This window comes from Olleya namhaensis (genome assembly GCF_900114005.1).
Classification (GTDB): Bacteria; Bacteroidota; Bacteroidia; order Flavobacteriales; family Flavobacteriaceae; genus Olleya; species Olleya namhaensis.
The window spans coordinates 183,019-208,190 of the sequence record NZ_FORM01000003.1 but is presented as its reverse complement, the minus strand read 5'-3'; the positions used below and the strand labels follow the sequence as shown (position 1 = coordinate 208,190).

Annotated in this window: 24 protein-coding genes; 14 read left to right on the top strand and 10 right to left on the bottom strand. The window is 33.9% G+C overall.

The window, feature by feature from the left end:
- Positions 1 to 11: 11 nt before the first annotated feature.
- Together BMZ09_RS06575 and BMZ09_RS06570 are read right to left on the bottom strand one after the other, a co-directional pair.
- On the bottom strand, positions 12 to 308 hold the full coding sequence (locus BMZ09_RS06575) for a putative quinol monooxygenase (RefSeq protein WP_090838727.1): 297 nt from the start codon (positions 306 to 308) through the stop codon (positions 12 to 14).
- 38 nt (positions 309 to 346) lie between these two features.
- On the bottom strand, positions 347 to 1,183 hold the full coding sequence (locus BMZ09_RS06570; protein WP_090838724.1) for an SAM hydrolase/SAM-dependent halogenase family protein: 837 nt from the start codon (positions 1,181 to 1,183) through the stop codon (positions 347 to 349).
- Between the two features lie 108 nt (positions 1,184 to 1,291).
- Between BMZ09_RS06570 and BMZ09_RS06565 the strand changes: the two genes are divergently transcribed.
- Together BMZ09_RS06565 and BMZ09_RS06560 are read left to right on the top strand one after the other, a co-directional pair.
- Positions 1,292 to 2,245 carry a PhoH family protein gene (locus BMZ09_RS06565; protein ID WP_090838722.1) on the top strand — a complete coding sequence of 318 codons (954 nt, stop codon included), beginning with the start codon at positions 1,292 to 1,294 and terminating at the stop codon, positions 2,243 to 2,245.
- 42 nt (positions 2,246 to 2,287) lie between these two features.
- Positions 2,288 to 3,235, top strand: coding sequence for a phosphoribosylaminoimidazolesuccinocarboxamide synthase (locus tag BMZ09_RS06560; protein ID WP_090838720.1), 948 nt, complete (start codon positions 2,288 to 2,290; stop codon positions 3,233 to 3,235).
- A 36-nt stretch (positions 3,236 to 3,271) separates the two neighbouring features.
- Here BMZ09_RS06560 and BMZ09_RS06555 read toward each other — a convergent pair whose 3' ends face one another.
- From BMZ09_RS06555 to BMZ09_RS06525, 7 genes are all read right to left on the bottom strand, one after another.
- Positions 3,272 to 3,961 carry a haloacid dehalogenase type II gene (locus BMZ09_RS06555; RefSeq protein ID WP_090838718.1) on the bottom strand — a complete coding sequence of 230 codons (690 nt, stop codon included), beginning with the start codon at positions 3,959 to 3,961 and terminating at the stop codon, positions 3,272 to 3,274.
- Positions 3,962 to 3,963: 2 nt separating this feature from the next.
- Positions 3,964 to 4,626, bottom strand: coding sequence for a peroxiredoxin-like family protein (locus BMZ09_RS06550; protein WP_090838716.1), 663 nt, complete (start codon positions 4,624 to 4,626; stop codon positions 3,964 to 3,966).
- A gap of 25 nt (positions 4,627 to 4,651) precedes the next feature.
- Positions 4,652 to 5,299, bottom strand: coding sequence for a DsbA family oxidoreductase (locus BMZ09_RS06545; RefSeq protein ID WP_090838714.1), 648 nt, complete (start codon positions 5,297 to 5,299; stop codon positions 4,652 to 4,654).
- A gap of 2 nt (positions 5,300 to 5,301) precedes the next feature.
- Positions 5,302 to 5,616: an EthD family reductase gene (locus BMZ09_RS06540; RefSeq protein WP_090838712.1), complete on the bottom strand. Its 315-nt coding sequence runs from the start codon at positions 5,614 to 5,616 to the stop codon at positions 5,302 to 5,304.
- A gap of 84 nt (positions 5,617 to 5,700) precedes the next feature.
- A complete protein-coding gene (locus BMZ09_RS06535; RefSeq protein WP_090838710.1) occupies positions 5,701 to 6,249 on the bottom strand; it encodes a carboxymuconolactone decarboxylase family protein in 549 nt (182 codons plus the stop codon).
- A gap of 69 nt (positions 6,250 to 6,318) precedes the next feature.
- Positions 6,319 to 6,882: a TetR/AcrR family transcriptional regulator gene (locus BMZ09_RS06530; RefSeq protein ID WP_090838708.1), complete on the bottom strand. Its 564-nt coding sequence runs from the start codon at positions 6,880 to 6,882 to the stop codon at positions 6,319 to 6,321.
- 60 nt (positions 6,883 to 6,942) lie between these two features.
- Entirely contained in the window at positions 6,943 to 8,034 is a 1,092-nt protein-coding gene (locus tag BMZ09_RS06525) for a heparan-alpha-glucosaminide N-acetyltransferase domain-containing protein (protein ID WP_090838950.1), read from the bottom strand.
- Between the two features lie 65 nt (positions 8,035 to 8,099).
- Here BMZ09_RS06525 and BMZ09_RS06520 point away from each other — a divergent pair, with 65 nt between their 5' ends.
- A complete protein-coding gene (locus tag BMZ09_RS06520) occupies positions 8,100 to 9,485 on the top strand; it encodes an alanine/glycine:cation symporter family protein (RefSeq protein WP_090838706.1) in 1,386 nt (461 codons plus the stop codon).
- Here BMZ09_RS06520 and BMZ09_RS06515 read toward each other — a convergent pair.
- On the bottom strand, positions 9,482 to 10,402 hold the full coding sequence (locus BMZ09_RS06515) for an AraC family transcriptional regulator (RefSeq protein WP_090838704.1): 921 nt from the start codon (positions 10,400 to 10,402) through the stop codon (positions 9,482 to 9,484). The two genes, BMZ09_RS06520 and BMZ09_RS06515, sit on opposite strands and share 4 nt — an antisense overlap.
- A gap of 173 nt (positions 10,403 to 10,575) precedes the next feature.
- Here BMZ09_RS06515 and BMZ09_RS06510 point away from each other — a divergent pair, with 173 nt between their 5' ends.
- The 11 genes from BMZ09_RS06510 (at position 10,576) to acs (ending at position 24,286) form a co-directional block, all read left to right on the top strand.
- Positions 10,576 to 12,075: an aldehyde dehydrogenase family protein gene (locus BMZ09_RS06510; RefSeq protein WP_090838702.1), complete on the top strand. Its 1,500-nt coding sequence runs from the start codon at positions 10,576 to 10,578 to the stop codon at positions 12,073 to 12,075.
- A gap of 78 nt (positions 12,076 to 12,153) precedes the next feature.
- A complete protein-coding gene (locus tag BMZ09_RS06505) occupies positions 12,154 to 12,507 on the top strand; it encodes a DUF779 domain-containing protein (RefSeq protein ID WP_090838700.1) in 354 nt (117 codons plus the stop codon).
- Positions 12,508 to 12,660: 153 nt separating this feature from the next.
- Positions 12,661 to 13,080: a transposase-like zinc-binding domain-containing protein gene (locus tag BMZ09_RS06500; RefSeq protein ID WP_090838698.1), complete on the top strand. Its 420-nt coding sequence runs from the start codon at positions 12,661 to 12,663 to the stop codon at positions 13,078 to 13,080.
- A gap of 106 nt (positions 13,081 to 13,186) precedes the next feature.
- A complete protein-coding gene (locus BMZ09_RS06495) occupies positions 13,187 to 14,434 on the top strand; it encodes a hypothetical protein (RefSeq protein WP_090838696.1) in 1,248 nt (415 codons plus the stop codon).
- A 12-nt stretch (positions 14,435 to 14,446) separates the two neighbouring features.
- Positions 14,447 to 14,707 carry a DUF4212 domain-containing protein gene (locus tag BMZ09_RS06490; RefSeq protein WP_090838695.1) on the top strand — a complete coding sequence of 87 codons (261 nt, stop codon included), beginning with the start codon at positions 14,447 to 14,449 and terminating at the stop codon, positions 14,705 to 14,707.
- A 31-nt stretch (positions 14,708 to 14,738) separates the two neighbouring features.
- A complete protein-coding gene (locus BMZ09_RS06485; RefSeq protein WP_090838693.1) occupies positions 14,739 to 16,505 on the top strand; it encodes a sodium:solute symporter family protein in 1,767 nt (588 codons plus the stop codon).
- Positions 16,506 to 16,712: 207 nt separating this feature from the next.
- On the top strand, positions 16,713 to 16,907 hold the full coding sequence (locus BMZ09_RS06480) for a hypothetical protein (protein WP_090838691.1): 195 nt from the start codon (positions 16,713 to 16,715) through the stop codon (positions 16,905 to 16,907).
- Positions 16,900 to 19,590 (top strand): sensor histidine kinase, encoded by a 2,691-nt coding sequence (locus BMZ09_RS06475; protein ID WP_090838689.1) that lies wholly within the window; start codon positions 16,900 to 16,902, stop codon positions 19,588 to 19,590. Before BMZ09_RS06480 ends, BMZ09_RS06475 begins: the two co-directional genes overlap by 8 nt.
- Positions 19,591 to 19,606: 16 nt before the next feature.
- Positions 19,607 to 19,972, top strand: a complete 366-nt coding sequence (locus BMZ09_RS06470; protein WP_028283086.1) for a response regulator transcription factor — start codon at positions 19,607 to 19,609, stop codon at positions 19,970 to 19,972.
- 292 nt (positions 19,973 to 20,264) lie between these two features.
- The gene (locus BMZ09_RS06460; RefSeq protein ID WP_090838685.1) at positions 20,265 to 22,160 is read left to right on the top strand and encodes an acetate--CoA ligase; all 1,896 of its coding nucleotides are present in this window, start codon (positions 20,265 to 20,267) and stop codon (positions 22,158 to 22,160) included.
- Between the two features lie 218 nt (positions 22,161 to 22,378).
- Positions 22,379 to 24,286, top strand: a complete 1,908-nt coding sequence (gene acs / locus BMZ09_RS06455; protein ID WP_090838683.1) for an acetate--CoA ligase — start codon at positions 22,379 to 22,381, stop codon at positions 24,284 to 24,286.
- Positions 24,287 to 25,172 lie beyond the last annotated feature (886 nt).

The window sequence follows — 25,172 nt, the reverse complement described above, 5'->3', positions numbered from 1 at the left end:
TGTATTATTTATTACTTAAGTGATGCTAACTTATCAACACTCCAAGCTTCAGGTTTGGCATTAAACAACGGTTTTGTCTTTGCCCAAATACCTTTAAATAGTTCAGAGTTTCGGTAGTTTTCTAAGTCGCTCTCAGCATCCCAATAACTATACGTAAAAAACACATTACTATTGTGTTTGTCGCGATACAATTCTAATAATTGGTTGCCTTCAAAGTTTCTTATTTTAAACTTTATGATTTCAAAATTAGCTAAAAAGGTGTCAATATTTTCTTCAGCAAAACTTAATTTTACAATTCTTACAAACATGATTTTTACCTTTTTCAATTTCCGCTTAAGCGAAATAATTACTCTTTAAAAAAATTAATAGTAACAGTATCTCTTATTCCTAATCCCATTAAGCTACTTGCGCTACCAACGGTTTGGTTGTTGCTTTTATAGATTGCTATTTCTAGGTAGTTAGAGCTGTTAAAAACCACCAGACCACGTCCTTCGTCATTACGTTTGTCTTCGGGCGTTTCAAAATTAACAATATCACTATATTTATTTTGTATTTTTTTAAACTTATAGTTTCTAGCAGAGACCTCATAAGGGCGTCCTTTTTGAAGTGTTTCAAAAAAGTTTTTTCTAATATTAGTCACTACATTACCGTAATTGTCAATATATATAATACTTCCAATAATTTGGGTTTGTTCCTCATTAACGTAAGGGACTAAGTTTTTAATTGGCTTTATATTGCTAATCGCTTTTCCAATAACTTCTAATGTACCACCTCGCGCAATATGACAGGCCACTTTTACAAAAACATCTAATACCGGAAAACTAGTTTCTATCTTGTCGTGTATATTAATTTCGACTAATTTAGAAGGTGCAATTTCATTGGCAATCATACTCATTATTCCATTGTTTGCACAGATAAAATAATGCTCGTCCAATTCTACAGCAATATGTTTGTTTTCAGGGTTTATTTCTGAATCAATTCCAATAACATGAATAGTTCCTTTTGGAAAGCTACTGTATGCATTTTGAATAATGTATGCAGCTTCTGCACTATTAAATGGTGAGACAGAATGAGAGATATCAACAATTCTTACTTCAGGTAATTCACTATAAATAGCTCCTTTTATTGCGCCAGCAAAGTGATCTTTCTCTCCAAAATCTGTGGTAAGCGTTATAATTGGCATGTAGTATTGTTGATATTTTTTTAACCTTAAACACACAAAAATTGTGTAAGTTTGTTAGATACACAAAACTAATAAAATTGTACAGACTAATTTAATAAATCCACGCTTTTGAAAGAAATAATTATTGAACTAGAGGAGATCTCTCCAAAAGAGTTTTTTGGAACAGGAAACGAGAACATAACACTTTTAAAAAAATACTTTCCAAAACTTAAAATAATTGCGCGCGGAAGCAAAATTAAAGCCATTGGTGATGCGGAGCTTTTAGAAGAATTTGATCGTAGAATGACTATGTTGATTAAGCATTTTTCTAAATATAATGCTATTGATGAAAACGTTATTGAACGTGTATTAACCAGTCAAAGTAGTGACGATTATAAGACTTCAGAAAAAAGTGGAGAAGTTTTAGTACATGGTGCTAACGGAAAACCAATTAAAGCTATTACAGCCAACCAACGTAAAATGGTGGAGCTGATGCGTAAAAACGATATGGTTTTTGCTATTGGACCAGCCGGTACAGGAAAAACATATACAGGTGTTGCATTAGCTGTTAAAGCCTTAAAAAATAAAGAAGTTAAACGTATCATATTAACTAGACCTGCAGTAGAAGCAGGAGAAAATTTAGGGTTTTTGCCAGGAGATTTGCAAGAAAAATTAGACCCTTACATGCAGCCTATTTATGATGCTTTGCGAGATATGATACCTGCGGAAAAATTAGCACATTATATAGATAACGGAACCATACAAATTGCACCATTAGCATTTATGCGTGGACGTACATTGGATAACGCATTTGTTATTTTGGACGAAGGTCAAAACACAACACATGCACAAATGAAGATGTTTTTAACCAGAATGGGTAAAAATGCTAAGTTTTTGCTAACCGGTGATCCAGGACAGATAGATTTACCACGTCGTACCATTTCTGGTTTAAAAGAAGCGTTGCTTATTTTAAAAGGGGTAGAAGGTGTTGGAATGGTTTTTCTTGATGATAAAGATGTTGTACGTCATAAATTAGTTAAGAAAATTATTGAAGCATACAAGAACATCGAGAATGTAGATTAGATTTTTAAAAAATATAAAATAAATAAATTACCAGATTAAGTAATGAGTAATACAATAATAGATACCAATTTTAACTTCCCGAATCAGAAAAGCCTTTACAAAGGAAAAGTTAGAGCAGTTTATAATATTAATGACGAAGAATTGGTCATGATTGCAACAGATAGACTTAGTGCGTTTGATGTGGTAATGCCAAAAGGAATTCCGTATAAAGGACAAATCCTTAATCAGATTGCGACTAGCATGATGAAAGCGACTGAAGATTTGGTGCCAAACTGGTTAACGGGTACTCCGGATCCAAACGTTGCTGTTGGGCATTTATGCGAGCCTTTTAAAGTAGAAATGGTAATACGTGGTTACATGTCTGGTCATGCTGCACGCGAGTATAAAGCCGGAAAACGTATGCTTTGTGGCGTTGCAATGCCAGAAGGGATGAAGGAAAACGATAAGTTTCCTGAGCCTATTATTACGCCTGCAACTAAAGCAGAAATGGGTGATCATGATGAAGATATCTCTAGAGAAGAGATTTTGAAAAAAGGAATTGTTAGTGAAGCCGACTATATTGTTTTAGAAGATTATACACGTAAATTATTCCAAAGAGGTACTGAAATAGCTGCTTCACGAGGATTAATTTTAGTAGATACTAAATATGAATTTGGTAAAACTAAAGACGGAAAAATTGTTTTAATTGACGAAATCCATACGCCAGATTCTTCTCGTTATTTTTATGCAGAAGGTTACCAAGAGCGTCAGGATAATAACGAAGCACAAAAACAACTGTCTAAAGAGTTTGTAAGACAATGGTTAATTGCTAATAATTTTCAAGGTTTAGAAGGGCAAACTGTACCTGTTATGTCTGATGCGTATATTGAAACGGTATCAGAACGCTATATTGAATTATACGAAAATATTATGGGGGAACCTTTTGTAAAAGCAGAGGTATCTAACATACAAGAACGTATTGAAGCTAATGTTTTAGCCTATTTGAAATAAGACTTAATTATTTAAGTTTAATAATAGCTGATATCCTTATTTATAAGAAATAAGAATATCAGCTATTTTATTTAAGTCTGGTTCGTTTATTTCTGTTTGTGGAGCTAACGGAAATGTTTGCTGTCCTGGACGACTTACAAAAGCAGCTCTCCAGCCCGCCCAAAGTGCGCCTGCAACATCCCAACCATGTGCAGCAATAAGCATACACTCTTCTGGTTTTACATTCATTTTTGTTGAAGCCCAATTATAAACATCTGTAAAAGGTTTAAATTTTCCCACAGATTCAATGCTTAATAGCGCGTCAAAATAAGAAGTTAAACCAACGTTTTCAAATTTGTTTTTTAAGCTTTCTTTATTAGAGTTAGTTAATGCAACTAAAGTATAACCTTCTTTTTTTAATTCAGCTAAGGCTTCTTTAACTTCTGGATGTGGTGGTAAATTTTGCATCGCATTTACAATAATATCTCGTGCTTTGTCTTCTGGAATAGTAATATCCTGATTGGCAGCTACCATTTGTAATGCAGCAGCACCAATATGTCCAAAAGGCTCATAACGCCCACTAGCAGATACCACTAATGAATACTGTAGCATTGTAGTAAACCATAATGATAACAACGCTTCGTTTCCGCCTAAAGCGTCACCGACTTGTTTTTTCATTATCGTCAAATCTAATAAGGTTTCGTTTACATCAAAAAACAAAACTTTAGGTCTGGTTAAGCTATTCATAACTATTGTTTTTTTAATGCAGTTACTATTTCAGAAACTTCTGCACGTTTGGTATAATCAGCATCTAAAAACGCATATTGTATAATTCCATTTGTATCTATAACGTAGGTTGCTGCTAGTGGTAATTGGTTACTAGCGTCTCCATTTTTTTCATTTAAACCAAAACCATTATTATAAATAGTGGCTACTTCTGGGGTTAATTCAAATACAACACCATAATTTTTACCAATAACATTACCAACATCACTTAATACAGAAAATTCTAAATTGTTTTTTTCAGAAGTATTTAATGAGTTGTCCGGTAATTCTGGTGTTAATGCCAAAAGTGTAGCACCTGCAGTTTTAATTTCAGGTAATTTATCTTGTAAATAGTGTAAAGTAATATTACAATACGGGCACCAACCACCTCTATACCATGTTAACACAACAGGACCATCTTTTAATTGATCATATAAAGATACGGTCTGATTTAGTTGATTTTTTAATGAAAAGTCTAGTGCTTTATCACCAACGTTTAAAGCGGTATCTAGGATTCCTGAATCGGAAACACTAGCAATACCATCAGCGTAAATTTTCTTTTTCTCCTCAGTAAATTTTGAAGCACCGTCTTGACGCTTAACATCTAATAAGGCATCTAAAGTACCTGTGTTTTTTGTGGTATCCATAGTATTGTGATTTTATAATTAAATATTATTGTTCAGCGATTAATTCTGAAAGCACTTGTTTAAAGGTATCCACAGGTTGTGCGCCTGTAACTGCACTTTTTCTATTAAAAACAATAGTTGGCACAGAATTTACGCCCATGTTTTTCCAATAGTCTTGTTTTGTTCTTACTTCTAAGCGTGCGTCTTCATTGTCTAATTTAGCTAAAGCTTCGTCAGCATCTAAACCAATTTCTAACAATGCAGCTCTTAAAACATCATGTTTAGAGACATCTTTTCGATCACTAAAAAACGCTTTAGTAAGTGTCATTTTTAGTTCTGTTTGCTTACCAAAACCTTTAGCATATTCTAATAAAACGTGTGCGTCAAAAGTATTGACCATACGCATATCATCAAAATAATCGAAAGTAAACCCTAATTCCGCCCCAACTTCCGTCATGTGTTGTTTGGACTGATTTTGTTGTTCTATTGTAGAGCCATATTTTTCTGTAATATGTTCGTTTACATTTTGACCTTCGGCAGGCATGTTTGGATTTAACTCAAACGGTTGCCATTCTATTTCTACTTGATCTTCAACACCAAGTTCTTTTATTGCTTTTTCTAAGCGTTTGTATCCAATAGTACACCAAGGACATACAACGTCAGAAACGATATCTATTTTAAGTTTTTTTGTCATAATTAAAAAGTTACTAGGTTACTAATTTGAAGTTGTCCCTCAACGTTACTATAATTTTTGACATCATCAGCAAACGTTTTTGCATGAGGTCCAAAAGCAGCTTGAAAAGCAGCAACATCATCAAATTTTAAATGTGCAATAGCGACATAAGGAGCAGGCTCTCCCGGAACTCTGCTAGCAATACCTAAGTCTAGTTCTAAACCTTTTAAGGCATCACCAAGTGCATTAACAATCATTGGTAAATGACTGTTAGTGTAGTAATCAGAATCAAACGTGACGTCTTTACCGTTTGGGTACATTACAGATACTTTTATCATAATATGTTTTTTATAAAATTAGTAAACCTTCTGTAGAAGTAACAGAAGGTTTACAGCTATTTATTAGTAATAAAAGGGATTACCTTATTTTTTCCAAGTAAAAGCTTTGAAAGCATCATCAACAGGTGTGTTGGCAATGTGGTTTGTATAGTTACTAATTACTTTTTGAGATAACCCTAAAATAATTTCTAATACTTGTTGCTCACCATATCCAGCAGCATAAAAAGTAGTTAAATCGTCTTGCGTTACATTACCACGGTTTCTAACAATTGTTAATGCCATTGTGCGTAAAGCTTCTAGTTTAGGATTTTCTAAAGCTGTTTCGTTACGTAAAGCTTCTGTGATTGCATCATCAACTTTCATCATTTTTGCAATTCCTGTGTGTGCAGGGACACAATAATGACATCCGTGTTCAACATTTATTGCTTGCCATACCACAGTCAATTCTTCTTCATTAAAAGATGTTTGTGTAAATAACTCGTGTAATTGTTGGTATGCGTCTAATAATTGAGGTGCTCCAGCTAATACGCCATGTAACCCAGGAATCATTCCGTAAGCCTTTTGAGACTTTTCTAATAATGGTTTTGCTTGTTCAGGAGCAGAGGCAATGTTGTGAATTTTTAAAGTTGTCATAATTATTTTTATTAATTGTTTGTTAATTTTTCTAAACGTTCGTTTAGTTATTGTTTAAAAAAAATGATTTTAAATTGTTTTAAAAATCATTTCTATATAATCTTCTATTTCTTGTTTTGTATTTACCCTTGACGCAGCAGCTAATCCGTGCTTTGCTAAAAGTAAAAAGTTAGCTTGTTTTAATATTGTTGCTTCGTCTTTACTGCTATCCAATGCTAACTTTTGGATAATAATATCTTTTAGATTAGCCATAAAAGCAGTCATTTGTGCTTTCACTAATTCATCTTCAGTTTCAGAAAACTCATTATACGTATTTGTTACTAAACAGCCTTTTATATTGTCGCTTATAAAACTAGAACTTACAGAATCGTAAAAAAATTGTTTGATGTCTTCAACACCTTGTGTTCCGTTTTTTAACTTTTCTAAAGTCACACTGACTTTTGCTTTGTATTGTTTTAGGCTTTCTAAAAATAAACCATGTTTACTTTCAAAGCTAGAGTAGATGGAAAACTTATTAATGCCCATTGCTTTTTCAAGCATCTGCATAGATGTGTTTTCGTAGCCATTACGCCAAAACAACTGCATTGCTTTGTCAACAACTTCCTCCTCTATATATTGCTTTTTTCTAGCCATTATTTTTAATTACACAACAAAACTAACTAATCGGTTAGATATAATAATACACTTTAACATTTATTTAGTTTTTAGCTTTTTATAAAAGCGTCTTATCTTATTGTAAATATAAGTATTGGTTTTTACGTAATAAAATGAAATAAAGCAAACAACCACTATAAACACTATCGCTCCAAGGATGGCTTGGGTTGGATTTAAACTCTTGTATAAAAAGTGTTTTAAGCTTAAGCCCGTAAAACTACCGTAGATAATCATAAAATGAATCACATAAATAGACAATGTTTTTTGTCCTATTTTAGTAATTATAGCTTGTTTAAGGTACGTTTCAAAAGTGTAGAATATGCCAAAGATCACTAATACATTACCTAATCTACTAAACAAATAATTGTAGTTAGCACTTTTATTAAATAACGGAATATCAAACAGATTATCTATAAGTTTTAAACCCGCACTGGAAAAGAATATTGATGCCAAACCAACAACCAGAAAACCAATAATTTTTAAAGGTTTGTAGTTGTTTTTATGTCCAAACTTGAAAAATAATACCGCAATAAAGCCACCAAAAGCAACAAAGCCAAACCATGGAATAATAGTAAACACAGAGCCATTTTGCTGGCTTATATAATTAACAAAAAGGATTGGTGCATCCGCTAGATTTAAAGTACGGTACAACGGTTCCGAAACAAAAATGCTACACCCTAGAATTAAGAAGAGTAGTGCTAAAACCCATTCGTTTTTAAAACTAATTTTATATAATAAGATTAAAATTAATAGCGATAACCCTATGCATTGCAGGACATCCACTTGTAGGAAATTCATGTTAACTTTACCATACATCAAGCTTAAAAACGAGAATCGTAAGGCATAACCTATTATAATAAGCAATAGCCCGCGATTAATTCCTTTTTTAATTCGCTCGCGTTCTGTGCCTTTTTCTTTAGCTTTTAATAATAAAAACACAAAGACTAATCCTGTAATTGTAAAAAAGGTAGGTGCGGTAATCCCTCTAAAATAGGCCCATACATTGTAAACCGTATTAGAGGTGTCTCTATAAATCGGGTTTAAAAGCGAATCTATAAAATGACCTTGTAGCATCATTAGTATAGCAAAAGCTCTAACAGCATCAAGAAAAAATAGTCTGGTTGGTTTCAAGTAGTAATATTTGTTAGTCATGTAAAGATAATAGTTATATTTAAAGTCTAAAACTTTAGAATAATATGTACGATAAAATAAATGAGTGGGTTGGAGATTTTGCTTCTTTTGTTTGGGGTCTACCTTTACTAATTTTATTAATTGGAGGTGGATTATATCTATTGATATTATCTAAATTTTTACCATTTAGGTATTTGGGACATGCCATACAAGTCCTTCGTGGTAAGTATGATAACCCAGAAGACACTGGAGAAATCACTCATTTTCAAGCCTTGACAACTGCGTTATCCTCGACCATTGGTATGGGGAATATTGCAGGAGTAGCAGTGGCAATTTCTATTGGAGGACCAGGCGCTGTATTTTGGATGTGGATTAGTGCAATAGTAGGGATGTCTACCAAGTTTTTTACCTCAAGTTTAGCTATAATGTATCGTGGTAAGGATAGTGAAGGTAATACCCAAGGTGGTCCAATGTACTTTATAATGGAAGGATTAGGTAAAAACTGGAAACCGTTAGCTATGTTTTTTAGCGCCTGTGGATTAATAGGGGCATTACCCGTTTTTAATGTCAATCAATTAACGCAAGCCATCAACGATATTGTCTTAAAACCTAACGGAATTACTGTAAATTTTACCTCAAATTTAATCATAGGATTGGTATTAGTAACTATTACTTCAGTGGTTATTTTAGGGGGGTTAAACCGAATAAGCAAGGTGGCATCTAAACTAGTACCTAGTATGGTATTACTATATTTTGTATTGATACTTATTATTTTGTTCGCTAATGCGGAAGTCGTGCCAACTTATTTTAAATTGATTTTCACAGATGCTTTTGCAGCAGAAAATTATAAAGGAGATGCTTTTTTAGGAGGTCTTTTAGGTGGATTGATAGTTTTAGGTATCCGACGTGGTGCATTTTCAAACGAAGCAGGTATAGGTACAGCGCCTTTAGCGCATGGTGCAGCAAAAACTAACGAGCCTATTCGCGAAGGTTTAGTAGCCATGTTAGGACCTGCGATAGATACATTAATTGTATGTACACTTACTGCTTTAGCTATTTTAGTAACTGGTGTTTGGGAAACCACAGATGCTAATGGAGTTAGCTTAACAGCAAAAGCATTTAGTAGTGCAATGCCACTTTATGGTAAGTATCTATTGTTAATATGTATTGTTGTGTTTAGTGTATCGTCACTGTTTTCGTATTCTTATTACGGAAGTAAATGTTTATCCTTTTTAATAGGAGATAAAAACAAACACTACTACAATTACTTTTATATAGTCAGTATTATTTTAGGAGCAACAACATCTTTAGCTTTAATGATTAATTTAATTGATGGTGTTTTTGCATTAATGGCAATTCCGACAATGACAGCAACTTTAATCTTATCGCCAAGAGTAATAAAAGCAGCAAAAGATTATTTTAAGAGGATGAAAGAGGCAAAACAAGTTTAAGCTTTATTAACGGACGCCTTAAATTGTTGAGGCGTCATTAGTTCCATTTTTTTAAATTGTCTATTAAAGTAACTGGTATTATTAAAACCAGATTTAAAGGCAATTTCAGACATTCTAAAATCTTTAGATTCTTTAATTAGCTTTTTAGAAAATTTAATCTTTTCAGAATTTATATAATCAATTGGAGAGATGCCTAAGGTGTTTTTAAACTGTTTATGGAAGTGCGATGTGCTCATGTAAGCTTTTTTAGCCAGCAGATCAACACTAATATCTTTATCAGTTAAGTTGTCTTTTATATATTTAATAACGGTGCCTATTCTAGTGTCGTTAAAAACCTGATTAGGATCATTAATAATTAAAGACTTGGCTTTGGTTTGTAATAGCCTAACAATTAATTCCTGAATCATTAAATCCAACAACACATCCTTAGATTTATTATTGTTTGTAAAAGTGTAAGTCAGGCGTTCTATTAAATGATTAACATCTGTGTTATTTATTAAGTGTGATGTGGTTTTATTTAAATCCCAACTGTTATTTTCATTTTCAATAGCCACTTGTTGGTTAAATTTTTCTACAACCTCATCAATTTTAAAAGCATCAATGCCTAAGGCTAAACATTGTGTTGGTTGTTCTTTTGTGGCAATAGGAAAATCAATTACCATTTCTTTATTGGTTGGCATCACTACAGATTCACCTGGAAAAAAATCAAAAGGGTCAAAACCATCTAAATGCATAACTTTCTGTCCAGTTAACATACTTGCAATAATTGGGAAGTTAAACGTCAACGAGACTTTTTCCGCGAAAGCGTGTGTTTCATATATATTAAGCTCTGCATAATCTGCATTATACGTTGTTCTGTTTTCCACTAAGGTGGTCAGTTTTCTGTTGCTTTTATGATTGTTTAATAAGGACTGCATAATCAATACTACAATAAAATTTGAACATAAATTTGTTAATAATAGATATGTTCAAGATTATGATAATTCTGTTCAATAGAATTAGAATATGATAAAATAACTTTATCAAAACTAAAGATAATCTATTTTTTAAACTAATAAATTATCTATTTACTAATTTAACATGAAATTACATGAGTTATTCTAAACCTGAATTTAAAGAGAAATACGGCAATTTTATAAACGGTAAATTTGTAGAACCTTTAGGTGGACAATATTTTGAGAACACCTCTCCAATAGATAATAGTTTAATAGCAAAATATCCGCGTTCTCAGAAAGAGGATGTCGAGCTGGCTTTAGATGCTGCCAATGCTGCCAAAGAAGCTTGGGGAAATACCTCAGCAACGGAGAGAGCCACGTTATTAAATAAAGTAGCCGATATTATTGAAGCCAATTTAGAAGAGTTTGCAGTTATGGAAACCTGCGATAATGGTAAGCCTATCCGTGAAACTTTAAATGCAGATGTCCCTTTAGCAATAGACCATTGGCGTTATTTTGCAGCGTGTATTAGATCTGAAGAAGGAAGTGCAACCGAGTTAGATCAAAATACATTATCCATGAATATTAAGGAGCCTTTAGGTGTTATTGGTCAAATTATACCATGGAATTTTCCGCTATTAATGTTGTCTTGGAAATTACCGCCAGCATTAGTAACAGGTAATTGTGTGGTTTTAAAACCTGCAGAACAAACACCCTCTACAGCAACATTATTAATGGAGAAAATTGCAGATGTCTTCCCTCCAGGTGTTATAAATATAGTGCATGGTTTTGGACCAGAAGCCGGAAAACCATTAGCGTCAAGCGCGAAAGTGGATAAAGTAGCCTTTACAGGGGAAACAACAACAGGGCAATTAATTATGCAATATGCTTCTAAAAACTTGAATCCTGTAACTATGGAATTAGGTGGTAAGTCTCCAAATGTTTTCTTTAACTCTGTTATGGATCATGACGATGCCTTTTTAGATAAAGCTATTGAAGGTGCCGTATTATTTGCTTTTAATCAAGGAGAAGTTTGTACTGCACCTTCTAGAATATTGGTTCAAGAAGATATCTATGAAGCGTTTATGAAACGCGTTGTGGCGCGCACAAATGCCATTATACAAGATAACCCATACGATGTAAATACAATGGTTGGGGCACAAGCTTCTAAAGATCAGCATGAGAAAATACAATCGTATTTTAAAATAGGTAAAGACGAAGGTGCTAAAGTATTATCCGGGGGATCTGCAAATAATCTAAGTGGTAATCTAGCAAATGGGTTTTACATAAAACCAACCTTATTAGAAGGTCATAATAAAATGAGAGTCTTCCAAGAAGAAATTTTTGGACCGGTAGCTTGTGTGACTAAATTTAAAGATGAGGCTGAAGCGATTGAAATTGCTAACGATACGCTTTACGGACTTGGAGCAGGCGTTTGGACTAGAGATGCACACCAATTATATCAAATTCCGCGTGCAATAAAAGCGGGTCGTGTTTGGGTAAACTGTTACCACGCGTATCCTGCGCATGCACCATTTGGAGGTTATAAAAAATCTGGATTTGGTAGAGAAAATCATGTGATGATGCTAAACTACTATCGTCAAACTAAAAACATGTTAATCTCTTATGATAAAAACAAGTTAGGGTTCTTTTAGTAGTTATTTAGAAACGTCTTATTAATAGTACAAAAGGCTGAGTTTAGTTAATTCCGCCTTTTTTAATACATTTAAGTTATGGAAAGAGTAGCAATTACAGAAGCAGCAATAACGGTTTTGGAACAACTAAAAGCAAAACATGGCGATTTAATTTTTCATCAAAGTGGTGGGTGTTGTGACGGGTCTGCGCCTATGGTTTTTGAAAAAGGGGATATGTATCTGGATGAAAGCGATGTGTTGTTAGGGACGCTAAAAGGCGTTAATTTTTATATGAATCAAGATCAATTTGAATATTGGAAGCACACACATCTTACTGTGGACATAACAGAAGGTCGTGGTGCTAGCTTTTCTTTAGAAATCCCTTTAGGACTTCGGTTTTTAATTCATTCTAGATTATTAACTACAGAAGAGGAGGCTTTTTTTAATAGCTGATTTTAAACAGGTATTCCTATTTTAATAATATAAGCTCTAAAAATCAATGATATTGTTGGTTTTAGGGCTTTTTTTTAGGGTAATAATTAATTATTTAACAATTTGGCTTTTATTTTATTGCTAAATTGATATATTTATGCTAAATTAATATACATGACTGTAGATTTATGTCCCAATTGTGGATCAGACCATTACATTAAAAGCGGAATTGTTAACGATAGACAGCGTTATAAGTGTAAAAAATGCAACTATTTTTTCTCTGTTAATAAGATAGGTAAGAAGATAGATGACTACTACGTTAACAAGTCGCTGCAATTATACTTAGAAGGATTGACTTATCGAGAAATCGAACGCATTTTAGGTATCTCTCACGTCAGTATCATGAATTGGGTGAAAAAATACAATATTAAACGCCCTTACAATTCTAATTACCATCCAACCTATAAGATTTTAAACGCTACAGAACTGGGTGTTTATTTTAGTAATGCTCAAAATATTAAAGGCGCAGGTGTTGTTGTTACTGAACTAGGGGATAAATTTATGTTGATTAAATGGGAGCGTTTTAAAGATTAGTATAATAAATTAACAGATAAATATATTAATTTTCTGTTAACACATTGTTTTTAAGAGCTTAGTAGTGCACACAAAACCAATTAACTACTAATTAATCCTTTAAACAATGAAAAAACAAACCCTATTATTGGCAGGACTCTTTATAATGTCCTTTCAATTAATGACCGCTCAAGGCTCTCCCGATTATGATGGAGGTCTTAAGTTTAAGTTTAACGAAGATGGTTCTAAATATCTTCGGCTTATTTCTTGGGCGCAAGTCCAAGCTAACTATAATACAGACGATACATTTGATGCAAACGGAAACGAGAACAGTAAATTAAATTTTAATTTACGTCGTGCTCGTATTTTAATGTTTGCACAAATTAATAAAGACTTTTTAATCGTAACACACTTTGGATTAAACAGTTTAACAAGTTCTACATTAAGTCCAACGGGAAAAGGAGATGGTTCTCAACTCTTTTTTCATGATGTTTGGGCACAATACAATTTAGGTAAAGACCATACTGTTGGTGGTGGTTTACATTATTTTAATGGTATTTCAAGACTAAATAATCAAAGTACACTTAATATGATGACGTTGGATAACAACCGTCAATCTTGGGCAACCATTGGTTTATCCGATCAATTTGCGCGTCATTTAGGTGTTTTTGCAAAAGGTAAATTTGATAAGCTTCAATATCGTGTCGCTATTAATGACGCTGCGGTATCAACATTGGACGGTCGCACAGCAGTTGCTGGTGGAGACGCAGTTTATAATGGTCGTGCTACTTTAGGATCTAAAGATGCGGGTAAAACATACGCAGGTTATTTTGATTATAATTTCTTAGATCAAGAATCTAATTTTCTGCCGTACAAAGTAGGAAGTTATTTAGGAGGAAAAAAGATTTTTAATGTTGGAGCAGGGTTCTTCTTGCATCCAAAAGGATCTGTGATTGATACTGGTACAGCATTAACACCAAACTTAGAAGGTGAAGATGTTTCAATCTTTGCAGTAGATGCTTTTTATGATGCGCCACTTGGTGATAATGGAAGCGCAATAACGGCTTATGCGGTCTATCAAAATAGCGATTACGGTAAAGATTACTTATACAGTGCTTATGGTACTGGAAGTATGATTTATGGCCATGTTGGTTATGTCTTTAAAGGCGATGTTACAAAAACAAGATTTCAACCTTATGTAAGTTACGGTACGCATAGTTATGATGCTGTAGGTGATGACAGATCTATATTAGGTGTTGGTGTTAACGCTTATATGAGTGGACATAATTCAAAATTAACTTTAGAATATAAAAACCAAGAATTTGGGGCTTTGGATGCAAATACTATTTCGCTTCAAGCTATGATTTATCTATAAAAACTAACAACTATGAGTGATAAACAAAAACACGCGTCAGCGTATTGGAAAGAAAATATTAAATATTTGGCAATACTTCTTGTCATATGGTTTGTGGTATCCTTTGGATGTGGCATTTTATTTAGAGAAGAGTTAGATCAATTTAGACTTGGAGGCTTTAAACTCGGTTTTTGGTTTGCCCAACAAGGATCTATATATGTATTCGTGATTTTAATTTTCGTATACGTAAGATTAATGAACAAATTAGATAAAAAATACGGTTTTGACGAGTAGTCTAAACTAATAACTTAAAAAATAAGATATTATGAGTGTACAATTTTGGACATGGTTATTAGTAGGAATTACTTTTGCCTTATATTTTGGAATAGCAATTTGGGCCCGAGCAGGCTCAACTAAAGAGTTTTATGTTGCTGGTGGAGGTGTTTCTCCGTTAGCAAATGGTATGGCTACCGCAGCCGATTGGATGAGTGCAGCCTCCTTTATTAGTATGGCTGGTATTATCTCCTTTTCAGGATATGATGGCTCAGTTTATCTTATGGGATGGACTGGTGGTTATGTACTGTTAGCGTTATTATTAGCACCTTACCTGCGTAAATTTGGTAAGTTTACAGTGCCAGATTTTATTGGAGATAGATATTACTCAAACACAGCAAGAACAGTAGCGGTAATTTGTGCGTTAATTGTATCATTTACATATGTTGCAGGTCAAATGCGTGGTGTAGGTATTGTATTTTCTCAATTTTTACAAGTAGATATTAATATAGGTGTTATCATTGGGATGACGGTTGTTTTAACTTTTGCGTTATTAGGAGGAATGAAAGGAATCACATACACACAAGTCGCACAATATTGTGTCTTGATTTTCGCTTTTATGGTGCCTGCATTTTTTATCTCTTTACAAATGACAGGAAACATTATTCCTCAAATTGGAATGGGAGGTAAGGTTGAAGGTGGTGCCTTTCTATTAGATAAATTAGATTTATTACATACAGAACTTGGATTTAACGAGTATACCAGCGGAACAAAATCTACTTGGGATGTTTTTGCAATTACATTAGCATTAATGACTGGTACTGCAGGATTACCGCACGTAATTGTACGTTTCTTTACAGTGCCAAAAGTAAAAGATGCCCGTAAATCTGCGGGTTATGCCTTATTTTTAATTGCTATTTTATATACAACAGCACCTGCAATTGCAGTATTTTCAAGAACTAATTTAATTGAAACGGTTAGTAATAAAGAATATAAAGAAATTCCAGAATGGTTTAAAAACTGGGAAAACACTGGGTTAATAGCGTGGTCTGATAAAAATGGAGATGGAAAAATCCAATATGTTGCAGGTGATGCTTTATCAAGTAAAAAACCAATATATACGGATGCTAGAGGTGCAAGTGGAGAACGTATCGTGTCTAATGTTAGTGATGCTTCAAACGAGCTTTATGTGGATAGAGATATTATGGTATTGGCAAATCCAGAGATTGCAAACCTACCCAATTGGGTTATTGGATTAGTGGCAGCCGGAGGATTGGCAGCAGCACTATCTACAGCAGCAGGATTGTTGTTAGTAATTTCGACATCTGTGTCTCACGATTTAGTTAAAAAACAATTAAAGCCGGATATTTCTGATAAAGACGAATTGAAAGTCGCAAGATTAGCAATTTTTGTAGCCATCTTAATTGCTGGGTACTTTGGTATTAATCCGCCGGGATTTGTCGCAGCGGTCGTCGCACTAGCATTTGGTCTAGCAGCAGCGTCCTTTTTTCCAGCTATTATTTTAGGAATATTTGATAAGCGTATGAATAGCGAAGGTGCTATTTCAGGAATGGTTGTCGGTATTGTTTTAATGTTATTCTACATGATGAAATTTAAACTCGACATGTTTGGTGGTGGTACAAAAGAAGATTGGTGGTTTGGTACATCTCCAGAAGGATTTGGTACTATAGCAATGATTTTAAATGTTGTTGTATCACTTGTGGTATCGCGCTTAACACCTGCGCCACCTCAGAATGTACAAGATATGGTTGAAAGTATAAGAATCCCTTCAGGAGCTGGAGAAGCTCAAGATCATTAAGGCATTGAGTTCGGTCTTTAATCGTTTTTAGCTTTCGCTAAAAATTAAAGAACTTAATTTTAATTTAGTTAGTATGCAAATCAGCATTACATTTATGTAGTGCTGATTTCTTATATTAGTAGAATAAACTAAATTCTGTTGCTCAAATCATGTCAGACTGAGCTAGGTGAAGTCTAATCAATAAATCTATTTAGATAATAATTTCCAATGAAAAAACGCCACGAACAAAAGCTAGTTGTATTATCAATAGCATTATGTTTAATTTTTAATGTCCCATTTATCTTAGTCTTTAATTTTGAAGGCGCTATTTTTGGTATTCCAACCTTATATTTTTCAATATTTTCAATTTGGTTAGTATCTATCGTTATTTCATATATCGTATTAAAACGTCACTATGAATAACTACGCACTAATTGCCATAATTGTAATTTATTTAGCGGTGTTATTTTACATTGCTTTTCTTGGTGAAAAAAAGAAACAAAGCAAATGGGTTAACAATCCTTATGTGTATACGCTGTCTTTAGCGGTGTATTGCTCTGCATGGACGTATTACGGAAGTGTTGGTATTGCAGCAAATTCAGGAATTAATTTTTTACCAATCTATTTAGGGCCAGTTATAGCAGCGCCTTTGTGGATTGTTGTGCTTCGGAAGATTATTAGGATTTCTAAACAACATAAAATTTCAACTATTGCCGATTTTATTTCCCTACGTTACGGAAATAGTCGATTTCTTGGAGCGTTAGTAACCATAGTCTGTTTGTTTGGAACCTTGCCGTATATTTCATTACAATTAAAAGCAGTATCCGAAACGTTTGAGATTATGTCTGACGATACTAGTTATGTTTCTACAACTGTAATTGACGATTCTACTTTTTATGTCGCTTTGTTGTTAGCGATATTCGCTACTTTTTTCGGGACACAAAATGCGGATGCTTCCGAAAAACATAAAGGAATTATTGCTACTGTGGCTTTTGAGTCGGTTTTAAAACTAGTATTCTTTTTGGCTATTGGCGTTTATGTGACCTATTACTTGTTTGATGGGACTACAGATATTTATAATCAGATTTCAAAAACTGAAAATTTTAAACAACTCACCACGCTTAGTGGTGTGGAGGATGGTTTTAACTGGTTTTTCTTAATAGGATTGTCTTTTATGGCAATATTTTTATTACCGAGACAATTTCAGGTTTCGGTTTTGGAAAATAACAGAGAAAAACATCTTAAAAAGGCTATTTGGTTGTTCCCGTTGTATTTGTTATTATTTAATCTGTTTGTTATTTTTATAGCTTGGGCAGGTAAAATCACGTTTGGATCGACTCAGAATGCAGAATATTACTCGTTATTATTGCCATTAGAAAATGGGAATTCGTTTTTAGCAACATTAGTTTTTCTAGGTGGTTTTTCCGCCGTAATATCAATGGTTATTGTGTCCACTTTGGCGTTGTCTACTATGGTGAGTAATAACTTGATTATTCCTTATGGGTTTTTAGATAAGTTTATAAAAAACCAACCAGAACGAAACTCTAAGTACATTAAGAATATTAGACGTATTTCTATATTCACAATCATTATTACAGCTTATTTTTTCTATGTGTTATTCTCAAAAGAATTATCGTTGTATTCTATTGGATTAATATCGTTTGTTATTATTTCGCAATTAGCGCCTTCCTTTTTTATAGGATTATATTGGAATCGAGGGGCTTCTAAAGCAGCAATTATAGGGATATTAGTCGGTTTTTTTATAGCGGTGTATACATTAGTGTTACCATTTACACTGCAAGCTTACACAGGTACGGATGATTTTACGCAACTTGGTTTGTTCGGTATTTCAGCTTTAAAACCTTATGCGTTATTTGGTATTGATTTTTTAAGTCCGCCTGCGCATGCTTTTTTCTGGAGTATTACTTTTAACATGTTATGTTATGCGGTGTTTTCATTAACCTCAAAAGGAAATTACAGAGAGCGTAATTATGCTGAGATGTTTGTGGATAGTAATAACTTTACGACACTTCAGGATAATGCGTTGGTTTGGAAAGGAGAAGCTTACGTCTCTGATATTAAAAGTGTATTAATTCGGTTTTTAGGTGAAAAAAGAGCCACTCGTGCGCTGACTATATTCTTCACTAAATACAAATTACCTCAAGACACACAATTAGCGGATGCTAGATTAATTAATTTTTCAGAAAAATTGTTAACAGGAAGTATTGGTTCGGCTTCAGCCAAAATATTAATTGCCAGCGTAGTCAAGGAAGAGCAAATTAGTTTAGTCGAAGTTTTAAAGATTTTAGAAGAGTCTAAAGAAAATATCGTCAGTAATAAAGTATTAATAGAAAAATCAAATGAATTATCTCAGCTATCTTCAAAGTTAAAAGATGCTAATGATGAATTAATAAGTAAAGACAAGCAAAAAGACGAATTTTTAGACACTGTTGCGCATGAGTTAAAAACACCAATTACTGGTATTAGAGCTGCAACAGAGTTGTTAATGGATGAAGACGATGATATGCCACAAGACATTAAGGCACAGTTTTTAAAAAATATCCTTCAAGATTCCGATCGTTTAGGACGCTTAATACATAATATCCTTGATTTTGAAAAGTTGGAGACAGGACGTTTGCACTTGGATTTACAATATCAAGATATCCAGAAAACAATACACAAAGCTACTAGTAGTATTTCTCAGATTGCAGCTAAAAAAGACGTTAAAATAGTTAATAAAAACCCACATGCGTTTAGTACTAACTATGACGAGGATCGTATTCTGCAGGTATTAACCAATTTACTGTCTAATGCCATCAAGTTTTGTAATCCAAAAACAGGAGTTATTGAAATAGATTATAAGCTAGGAAATCAAATGGTAGAAATCTCTGTAACAGACAATGGTAAAGGGATTCCGGAAGAAGATCATAAGTTTATTTTTGATAAATTTTACCAGTCAAAACATCAAAACACCATCAAACCACAAGGCAGTGGATTAGGTTTAGCAATTACAAAACAAATTGTAGAAAAGCATAACGGTAAAATTTGGGCAAAAAAAGACGTTAAAAATGGCGCAACGCTTGTTTTTACCATACCTTTTAAGTAAATTGTTGTCGTAAAGTATGAAGAAGAAAATTTTAATTGTTGACGACGAGCCAAATATTGTCATGTCGTTAGAATACACTTTCAAAAAACAAGGTTTTGAAGTGTTTATTGCAAGAGATGGAAGTGAGGCTTTAGAGATATTAAAACATCATATTCCTAACGTGGTTTTGTTAGATATTATGATGCCAAACGTTGATGGTTTTCAAACCTTAACGCAAATTAAAAATACAGATAGTTTAAAGGATACCAAAGTGGTATTTTTAACTGCAAAAAATAAAGCTTCAGATATTGAAAAAGGTTTAAAACTTGGAGCAGATAAGTATTTAACAAAACCTTTTTCAGTAAAAAAAATAGTTTCAGAAATATTGGAACTAGTGACTTAAAACAGTTTTTTAAGTTTATTTAAAATTGGTTTTGTGTGCAAACAAACTAAGTTTAATTAAAGTTTAAAGACATGAAATTTCACATCAACCCATTAGCGTCAGATATTATAATTAGTATTTATATTATCGCTACGCTTTATCTTAGGTTTAAATTTGAAAGTCAAACCTATACAAGTCCAATGCTCTCAATTGTTTTGGGACTCTGTTTTGTGCTTATAATCTATGCACTTGTCAAATTAAAAGTACTTAATCCCAACTGGTTCGGCTTATTTAATTCTAAAAAAGCCTAGCTATGTATTATCAAGAATTTTATAGAAAAAGTATAGACCAACCAACGCAATTTTGGCAAGAACAAGCTATGCAATTGGAGTGGTTTAAAGTGCCAAAAACCATATTGTCTAAGGATAAATATGACTATGATCAATGGTTTGAAGATGGGCAACTTAACTTAAGTTATCTGTGTATTGATAAACATATCAAGGAGGGTTTTGGCGATCAGAATGCTATTATTTACGACTCTCCTGTAACTAATGTAAAGCAACATATTACTTTTAATCAATTACATCACGAAGTGTCAAAACTTGCAGGTGGATTGCAAAGTTTAGGATTGCAAAAAGGGGATACATGTATTATTTACATGCCAATGATTCCGCAAGCGTTATATGCTATGTTAGCTTGTGCTAGAATAGGCGTAATACATTCGGTAGTATTTGGTGGTTTTGCACCACATGAGTTGGCTATCAGGATAGACGATTGTAAACCAAAAGCAATTATAACAGCATCCAACGGAGTAGAGATTCAGAAAATAATACCTTATAAACCATTTGTAGATCAAGCCATCACTAAAGCCAAAAACAAACCAGAACACGTTATCGTTTTTGATAGAGCCTTAGGTGTTGAGATTCCGAAGAAAAGCTACGATATAGATTATACAACTTTAGTAGAGGCATCGCCCTCCATTGCTGCTGTTGCTATAGAGTCTACACACCCGTCATATATTTTATACACATCAGGAACAACAGGCACACCAAAAGGAATTATAAGAGATACAGGTGGTTATGCAACCGCTTTAAAATTCGCTATGAAATACATTTATGGCGTAAACGAAGGCGAAACATTTTGGGCTGCAAGTGATGTTGGATGGGTTGTAGGACATAGTTTTATTGCTTACGGACCATTATTAAATCGAAACACATCCATTCTGTTTGAAGGAAAACCCATCAAAACTCCAGATGCGTCTACATTTTGGCGTGTCATTAGCGAGCATAATGTAAAAGCAATGTTTACAGCGCCTACAGCTATTAGAGCAATACGAAAAGAAGACCCAAATGGGCATATGTTAAAGCGTTTTGATTTGTCGTGCTTAAAATATCAGTTTTTGGCAGGAGAACGTTGTGATGTGGCTACTTTAAAATGGGCTGAAGAAAAATTGAATGTACCAGTAATTGACCATTGGTGGCAAACAGAAAGTGGTTGGCCAATGATTTCTAATATGGTCGGTGTAGGACTACAGGAGATAAAACCAGGATCAGCAAGTTTGCCTGTAAGTGGTTATGATATCCAGATTTTAAATGAAGAAGGAGAAGAGGTACAGTCTAGTGTAGAAGGTTACGTTACTGTAAAACTACCTTTACCTCCAGGAACATTAAGTAACCTATGGGGGAATCCAGAGCGTTTTAAATCTGGGTACTTAGAGCGTTTTCCTGGCTATTATTTTTCAGGAGATGGTGGTTATAAAGACGAAGATGGTTATGTATTTATAACCGGTCGTGTAGATGATGTTATTAATGTGGCGGGGCACCGATTATCGACTGCAGAAATGGAAGAAATTGTGTCCTCGCATAAATCGGTAGCAGAATGTGCTGTATTTGGTGTCCATTGCGAGCTTAAGGGGCAAAAACCATTAGGGTTAGTGGTTTTAAAAACAGAAACAGCTTTAGATAACGATGCGATTCAAAACCAAATTATACAGGCTGTGCGTCAAGAAATTGGTGCAGTCGCTTCTTTTAGAGAGGTGTTAGTTGTAAACCGATTGCCAAAGACACGAAGTGGAAAAATTCTTCGTAAATTGTTGCGTAATATCGCAGACGAGCAACAGTATAATATACCATCAACCATTGATGATGTTACAATTATAGACGAAATAAAAATAGTATATAAAACCCATAGTATTGGGATTCATAAATAAACTGTAAATAAAATATCATATGATTTTTGAGAAACAATACTTTTTAACAAAAAACATAACTAGTAATTGACACACTGAGCGCAGCCGATATATCATCAAGATAGATAAGTATTGTTTGTCAGATTGAGCGGAGTCGAAGTGTCTAGAGAAAAAAACTAAATTAATAATATAAATATCCCACTAAACACAATCAACGTGTTTAATAAATTAAACTAATTATGAGTAATTATCACATAAAACATTTAGAAGAGTACTACCAAGTTTATCGTAAATCCGTCAGAAACCCAGAAAGCTTTTGGGAAGAAATCGCAGAAGAGCATTTTATGTGGCGTAAAAAATGGGACAACGTTTTAAGTTGGGATTTTTCTAAACCTGAAGTCAAATGGTTTGAAGGCGCTAAATTAAACATTACAGAAAACTGTCTGGATAGGCATTTATATACAAGAGGAGATAAAACAGCAATTATTTTTGAGCCTAACAGTCCAAAAGAAAAAGCGCTTCATATTACATATAGAGAATTACATGAGCGTGTTTGTAGATTCGCCAATGTACTTAAAGAAAATGGAGTAGGTAAAGGCGATCGTGTTTGTATTTACTTACCAATGATTCCAGAATTAGCAGTCTCTGTTTTAGCATGTGCTCGTATAGGTGCAATACACTCTGTAGTTTTTGCAGGATTTTCTTCAACAGCATTAGCAACCAGAATTAATGATAGTGATTGTAAAATGGTAATCACATCAGATGGGTCTTATCGTGGCGCAAAAACAATCGACTTAAAAGGGATTGTAGACGAAGCTTTAGAGGACTGTCCAGATGTAAAAACAGTATTGGTAGCAAAACGTATCAATTCAGATATAAACATGCAAGAAGGTCGTGACCAATGGTTACAACCACTATTGGATGAAGCCTATCACGATTGTGATCCAGAAATTATGGATGCAGAAGATCCATTATTTATTTTATATACCTCAGGATCTACCGGAAAACCAAAAGGAATGGTACATACCACAGCAGGATATATGGTATATACTGCGTATACGTTTAAAAATGTATTTCAATACAGAGAGGAAGATGTGTATTGGTGTACAGCAGATATAGGTTGGATTACAGGACACAGTTATATTGTTTATGGACCATTATGTAATGGAGCAACAACCGTTATGTTTGAAGGCGTACCAAGTTATCCCGATTTTGGACGTTTCTGGGAGATTGTAGAAAAACATAAAGTAAGCCAGTTTTATACAGCGCCAACCGCTATTAGAGCACTGGCAAAAGAAGGAGTAGAGCATCTAGAAAAACACGATTTATCGTCTCTAAAAGTCTTAGGTACCGTCGGAGAACCTATAAACGAGGAAGCTTGGCACTGGTATGATGACAATGTTGGGAAGAAAAAAGCACCAATTGTAGATACTTGGTGGCAAACCGAAACTGGAGGTATCATGATTACACCAATCGCATTTGCAACACCAACAAAACCAACCTATGCAACATTGCCTTTTATCGGGATTCAACCAGCATTAATGGATGAGCATGGACAAGAAATTAAAGGGAATCAAGTGGATGGACGTTTATGTATAAAATTCCCTTGGCCAAGTATAGCTAGAACCATTTGGGGGAATCACCAACGCTATAAAGACACGTATTTCTCCGCTTATGATAATATGTATTTTACAGGAGATGGTGCCTTACGTGATGAGGTTGGGTATTATCGTATTACAGGTCGTGTAGATGATGTGATTATCGTATCGGGACATAATTTAGGAACTGCACCAATCGAAGATGCTATTAACGAGCATCCAGCGGTATCCGAAAGTGCAATTGTAGGCTTCCCGCACGATATTAAAGGAAACGCATTGTATGGTTACGTAACGCTTAAAGAAACAGGAGAAAGTAGAGATCATGTCAACCTGCGTAAAGAAATAAACCAAATTATTACAGAGCAAATAGGACCTATCGCTAAGTTGGATAAAATCCAATTTACAAACGGATTACCTAAAACACGAAGCGGAAAAATTATGCGACGTATTTTACGTAAAATTGCTAGTAATGAAACCGAAAATTTAGGTGATACAAGTACATTGCTTAATCCAGAATGTGTGCAAGATATTATGGATAATGTATTGTAATGTCCTTGCCAGAAGGTATGACGATGCAATCCTGAATAAAACTATTATTTGGGCATTACACTTTTCCGCTTAAGCTACAAAGTGTCGGGCTATCCGTTATATCTTTTGCTAAAAGGCAAAAGGATGCCACTACTATCCCTAATGCAAAAAACGCAACCTCAAAAAGGTTGCGTTTTTTTTTTATAATTTAAAAAAGAGTTTAGAGTTAAGTAAGCCCACAACAGTAAGTATTCCTTCCCTTTTTTTAGGGAAGGTGTATTCATGCTTTCTAAAAAGCATGAATTCGGAAGGGTTTTCTCGGTAGTAAAAACAACCAACTCTTTCTTTAAAATTCCTTTTTGCGGGAATTTAAAATTCATTCTCCTCCTAAAAAAAAGGAGGAGAGTTTTACTCGGCTGTTCTTAGGATTCTCTTTTTATGTAATTGTAATAATTGTTGTATTTTCTCAATATTAGTTTAATTTAACCACAACGGTAAGCATTAGGAAGGGTTTGACATAAGAGTAATCAAACCTCAATATGCTCAAAACAGGAAGTATTTCTTCCCTTTTTTCAGGGAAGGAGGATTCATGCTTTCTAAAAAGCATGGATTCGGAAGGGTTTTTCTTAGTCGTAATAAAGACCACCTCTTTATTTAAAATTCTTTTAAGGGAATTTTAAATTCATTCTCCTCCTTAAAAAAAAGGAGGAGAATTTTACTCGGCTGTTCTTAGGAGTCTCTTTTTATGTGATTTTAATAATTGTTGTATTTTCTAAATATTAGTTTAATTTAACCACAACAGTAGATGTTAGAAAGGGTTTGACATAGGAGTAATCAAACCTTAGTAAGCCACAACAGTAAGTTTTCCTTCCCTTTTTTCAGGGAAGGTGGATTCATGCTTTTTAAA